Origin of the sequence: Methylobacterium sp. WL18 (genome assembly GCF_008040015.1) — a bacterium.
Taxonomy (GTDB): domain Bacteria; phylum Pseudomonadota; class Alphaproteobacteria; order Rhizobiales; family Beijerinckiaceae; genus Methylobacterium; species Methylobacterium mesophilicum.
Window position 1 is genome coordinate 1 of record NZ_VRVD01000404.1, and the last position, 4,348, is coordinate 4,348.

Here is a 4,348-nt window from a genome sequence, read left to right on the forward strand (position 1 = left end):
TCCGTCGGCGGCGGCTCGCCGGGGGCGGCCGGCCGGAACCGCTCGGTGTCGACCCCGCGGGTCCAGCGCATCAGCTGGGAGAAGCCTTTCGCCTCCAGTTCCGCCTGCAGGGAGACGGTGCTGACCATGGTCCCGCGCGCCGCGCCGTGGAAGCGGCGCAGATACGCGTAGGACCACGCCTCCGGCACCGGCAGCCGGGCGGCGAGGTATTCCGGAAACCGCGTGTGATAGCTCGTTGTGAACGGCAGGCCGTTGGCCAGGCAGTGCCGCCGGGCCGCGAAGCCGATCGGTCCCTCGGTGGCGATATGGACGTGGCTCGGGCGTTCGGCCGCCCAGCGCTCCGCCACCCGGTCCCGCCCGGCCATGGCGAGGCGGATCTCCGGGTAGCCGGGCAGGGGCAGGGAGCGGAAGTCGGCCACCGAGAGCAGCGTGGTCTCGAAGCCGTGCTCGGGCGCCCGGCGGACCATCTGCTCCAGGGAGCGGACCACGCCGTTGACCTGCGGGTGCCAGGCGTCGCTGGCGATGAGGAGCTTCACGCGTGGGTTCCTCACGCCACCGCGCGCCGGCCCGCCACGGGGCGCGGTGCGGCTTCGGCCTCGCGCGCCCGCAGGATGCTGGGATAGTGCAGCACCTCGATCCGGCCGTCGTAATGCTCGATCAGGCCGGTGCAGGATTCGACCCAGTCGCCGGTGTTGAGGTAGCGCAGGTCGCCGATCGCCCGGTCGGCGGCGTGGTGGATGTGCCCGCAGATCACCCCGTTGGCGCCCTGGCGGCGCGCCTCCTCGGCCAGGATGGTCTCGAACCGGCCGATGAAGCTGACGGCGTTCTTCACCCGCAGCTTCGCCCAGGCCGACAGCGACCAGTAGGACAGGCCAGCGCGCCGCCGGATCCGGTTGATCACGGTGTTAAGGGTCAGCGCCAGCGTGTAGGCGCCGTCGCCGAGATGGGCGAGCCAGGGCGAGTGCCGCACCACCATGTCGAACTGGTCGCCATGGATCACCAGGTAGCGCCGCCCGTCGGCCGCCTCGTGGATCGCGGTCTCGGCGATCTCGATGCCACCGAAATTCGTGCCGACGTAGTCCCGCAGGAACTCGTCGTGGTTGCCCGGCAGGTAGACGATCCTGGTGCCCTTGCGGACCTTGCGCAGGAGCTTCTGGACGACGTCGTTGTGCTCCTGCGGCCAGTACCACCCGGAGCGCAGCTGCCAGCCGTCCACGATGTCCCCGACCAGGTAGACCGTGTCGGCGTCGTAATCCCTCAGGAACGACAGAAGGAGCCCGGCCTGGCAGCCGCGCGTCCCGAGATGCAGGTCGGACAGGAACAGCGTCCGGACCCGGACCGGCATCTCCTCTTCCTCGGCCACGTCACCCTCCCGGCGGTCGAACGGTGCCGGGATCCAGAGCGCGATCACGTCTCAGTTTGATGACGCGGGCCCGAATCGCTGTGGGGTGTCTTGGTGCGCCGCAGCAGAAGTCCTCAAACGCGGATAGCTGACGTTGCGATGCACAAAAAATTTTTTTACCGAGATCCCGAAGTTTTTCCGGTTTTGCTTCCCAGCTTCGCCGCCTCATAATACCAGACGACCGGTGGCTCGGCATGAGCCGGGCCGGACGCGGACTGGAAGGCGGCGAGGGCGGCCAGGGTGCCTTGAGACGAGGCGCCGTAGACCGGGACGGCATTTCGGAGGCGACCGGCGCGGGGGCGCGCCGCGACGCGAGCGGCAAGACGCCGCCTGCCGCTCCGCTGAGCCCCCCGATCCACGGATGACACGGATGACGTTCGGGAGTCGCGGCGCGTGCCGCGCCCGCCGGCACCGCGCGCAGGAAGCTCGAGACGGCCGCCGAAGGCGCCGAAAACGTTTGAACAAACCGGCGCGGGTCCGCCCGCGCGCAACAGAGTTTTTGGAGGAAACACCATGGCCGCAACCCGGCGCCCCGGTCGCAACCATCTCTTCATCCCGGGCCCCACGAACATCCCGGATCGCGTCCTGCGCGCGATGCACGTGCCGTCCGAGGATCACCGCTCGCCGAGCTTCCCCGAGCTGACGAAGCCGCTGTTCCAGGACGCCAAGATGGTGTTCGGCTCGACCAACGGGACGATCATCCTGTTCCCATCCTCGGGCACCGGCATCTGGGAATCGGCCCTGTCCAACACCCTGTGCCGCGGCGACACGGTGCTGACCGCGCGCTACGGCCAGTTCAGCCACCTCTGGGTCGACATGGCCCAGCGCCTCGGCCTCGAGGTCATCGTCCAGGACGAGGAGTGGGGCACCGGCGCCGATCCGCAGAAGATCGAGGAGGCCCTGCGGGCCGACAAGGACCACACCATCAAGGCCGTGATGGTCGTCCACAACGAGACCGCCACGGGCGTCACCAGCGACGTCGGCGCGGTCCGCAAGGCGATCGACGCCGCCGGCCACCCGGCGCTGCTGTTCGTGGACGGCATCTCGTCGATCGGCTCGCTGCCGTTCAAGATGGACGAATGGGGCGTCGACTGCGCCATCGCGGGGTCGCAGAAGGGCTTCATGCTGCCGGCCGGCCTCGGCCTGATCTGCATCAGCCCCAAGGCGCTGAAGATCGCCGAGGGCGGCGCCGGCCGGAACGACCGGCTCGGCCATGTCTACTTCGCCTGGAAGGACCAGCTCACCACCAACGCCACGGGCTACTTCCCCTACACGCCGGCGCTCCCGCTGCTCTACGGCCTGCGCGAAGCGCTGGAGATCGTGAAGGAAGAGGGGCTGGAGAACATCTACCACCGCCATCACGTGCTCGCCGAGGCGACCCGTCAGGCGGTCGCGGCCTGGGGCCTCAAGCCCTGCGCCAAGGAGCCCAAGTGGAACTCGGACACGGTCACGGCCATCCTGGTGCCGGAGGGCGTCGACGCCGCCAAGGTGATCACCCACGCCTATGAGCGCTACAACCTGTCCCTCGGCAGCGGCCTGTCCAAAGTCGCCGGCAAGGTGTTCCGCATCGGCCATATCGGCGACCTGAACGAGCTGTCGCTGCTGGGCGCCATCGCGGGTGCCGAGATGGCGCTGCTGGATTGCGGCGTGAAGGTCACGCCGGGTTCCGGCGTCGCCGCCGCCTCCAGCTACCTGCGCGAGAATCCGCTTCACAAGGCGTGATCCATGCACGCTGCCGGGGCGGGGCCGGGTTGCCGGCCCCGCCCCGGCGCGCAAGTAAGAACAAGAATCCCGAGGAAGCCGCCCGTTGCCCGAGAGGGGATCTATGACCAAGAAGATCGTGTTCCTGGACCGTGAGTCCCTCGACGCGACGGTCCGACCGTTCAACTTCCCGCACGATTACGTCGAGCACGAATCGACCTGGACGCCGGAGGACACGGTGTCCCGCCTCCAGGGCGCCGAGATCGCGCTGATCAACAAGGTCCCGATGCGGGCCGATACCCTGAAGCAGCTCCCCGACCTGAAGCTGATCGCGGTGGCCGCCACCGGCACCGACGTGGTCGACAAGGCTCAGGCCAAGGCCCAGGGCATCACGGTCGTCAACATCCGCAACTACGCCTTCAACACCGTGCCCGAGCACGTGGTCGGGCTGATGTTCGCGCTCCGGCGGGCGATCGTGCCCTACGCCAACTCGGTGCGGCGCGGCGACTGGGCGAAGTCTACGCAGTTCTGCTACTTCGACTACCCGATCTACGACATCGCCGGCTCGACGCTCGGCATCGTGGGCTACGGAGCACTCGGCAAGTCGATCGGCAAGCGCGCCGAGGCGCTGGGCATGAAGGTCCTGGCCTACGACGTGTTCCCGCAGGACGGCCTGGTCGATTTCGAGACGATCCTGACGCAGTCCGACGTGATCACGCTGCACGTACCGCTCACCCCCGACACCAAGGGGATGATCGGCGCCGCCGAACTCAAGCGGATGAAGAAGAGCGCCATCCTGATCAACACCGCCCGGGGCGGTCTGGTGGACGAGGCCGCGCTGCTGGCCGCGCTCAAGGACGGCACCATCGCGGGCGCGGGCTTCGACGTGGTCGCGCAGGAGCCGCCCAAAGACGGCAACATCCTGTGCGAGGCCGACCTGCCGAACCTGATCGTCACCCCGCACGTCGCCTGGGCCAGCAAGGAAGCGATGCAGATCCTGGCCGACCAGCTCGTCGACAACGTCGAGGCGTTCGTCGCCGGCAAGCCGCAGAACGTGGTCGAGTAGGGCTCGGGCTCTCCCTCCCCCCTCTGCGGGGGAGGGAAAGCCCCCGGAGGGGGTCGGGAGAGGGGAGCGGCGGTGCAGGAGAAAGCTCCGGCCCTCACACCTGCTCTGCCTTATCTTGAAGCCGGGCTCCCCTCTCCCGACCCGGCCTGACGGCCGGCCCACCCTCCCCCGCAGAGGGG

Annotated in this window: 4 protein-coding genes; 2 read left to right on the top strand and 2 right to left on the bottom strand. The window is 68.8% G+C overall.

The window, feature by feature from the left end; all coding sequences use genetic code 11:
- Positions 1 to 536, bottom strand: a 536-nt coding sequence (locus tag FV228_RS21605) for a glycosyltransferase (protein WP_147856486.1), incomplete at its 3' end; no start/stop codon positions are given.
- 11 nt (positions 537 to 547) lie between these two features.
- The gene (locus FV228_RS21610) at positions 548 to 1,363 is read right to left on the bottom strand and encodes a UDP-2,3-diacylglucosamine diphosphatase (RefSeq protein WP_147856489.1); all 816 of its coding nucleotides are present in this window, start codon (positions 1,361 to 1,363) and stop codon (positions 548 to 550) included.
- Between the two features lie 552 nt (positions 1,364 to 1,915).
- On the opposite strand from FV228_RS21610, the gene FV228_RS21615 reads away from it, so the two are divergent.
- Positions 1,916 to 3,124 (top strand): aminotransferase class V-fold PLP-dependent enzyme, encoded by a 1,209-nt coding sequence (locus FV228_RS21615; protein ID WP_147856487.1) that lies wholly within the window; start codon positions 1,916 to 1,918, stop codon positions 3,122 to 3,124.
- A gap of 103 nt (positions 3,125 to 3,227) precedes the next feature.
- On the top strand, positions 3,228 to 4,169 hold the full coding sequence (locus FV228_RS21620; protein WP_147856488.1) for a D-2-hydroxyacid dehydrogenase: 942 nt from the start codon (positions 3,228 to 3,230) through the stop codon (positions 4,167 to 4,169).
- Positions 4,170 to 4,348 lie beyond the last annotated feature (179 nt).

Excerpts from the sequence above, each read along its gene's own strand:
- FV228_RS21620 (WP_147856488.1), top strand. The coding sequence starts at position 3,228 with ATGACCAAGAAGATCGTGTTCCTGGACCGTGAGTCCCTCGACGCGACG.
- FV228_RS21615 (WP_147856487.1), top strand. The coding sequence starts at position 1,916 with ATGGCCGCAACCCGGCGCCCCGGTCGCAACCATCTCTTCATCCCGGGC.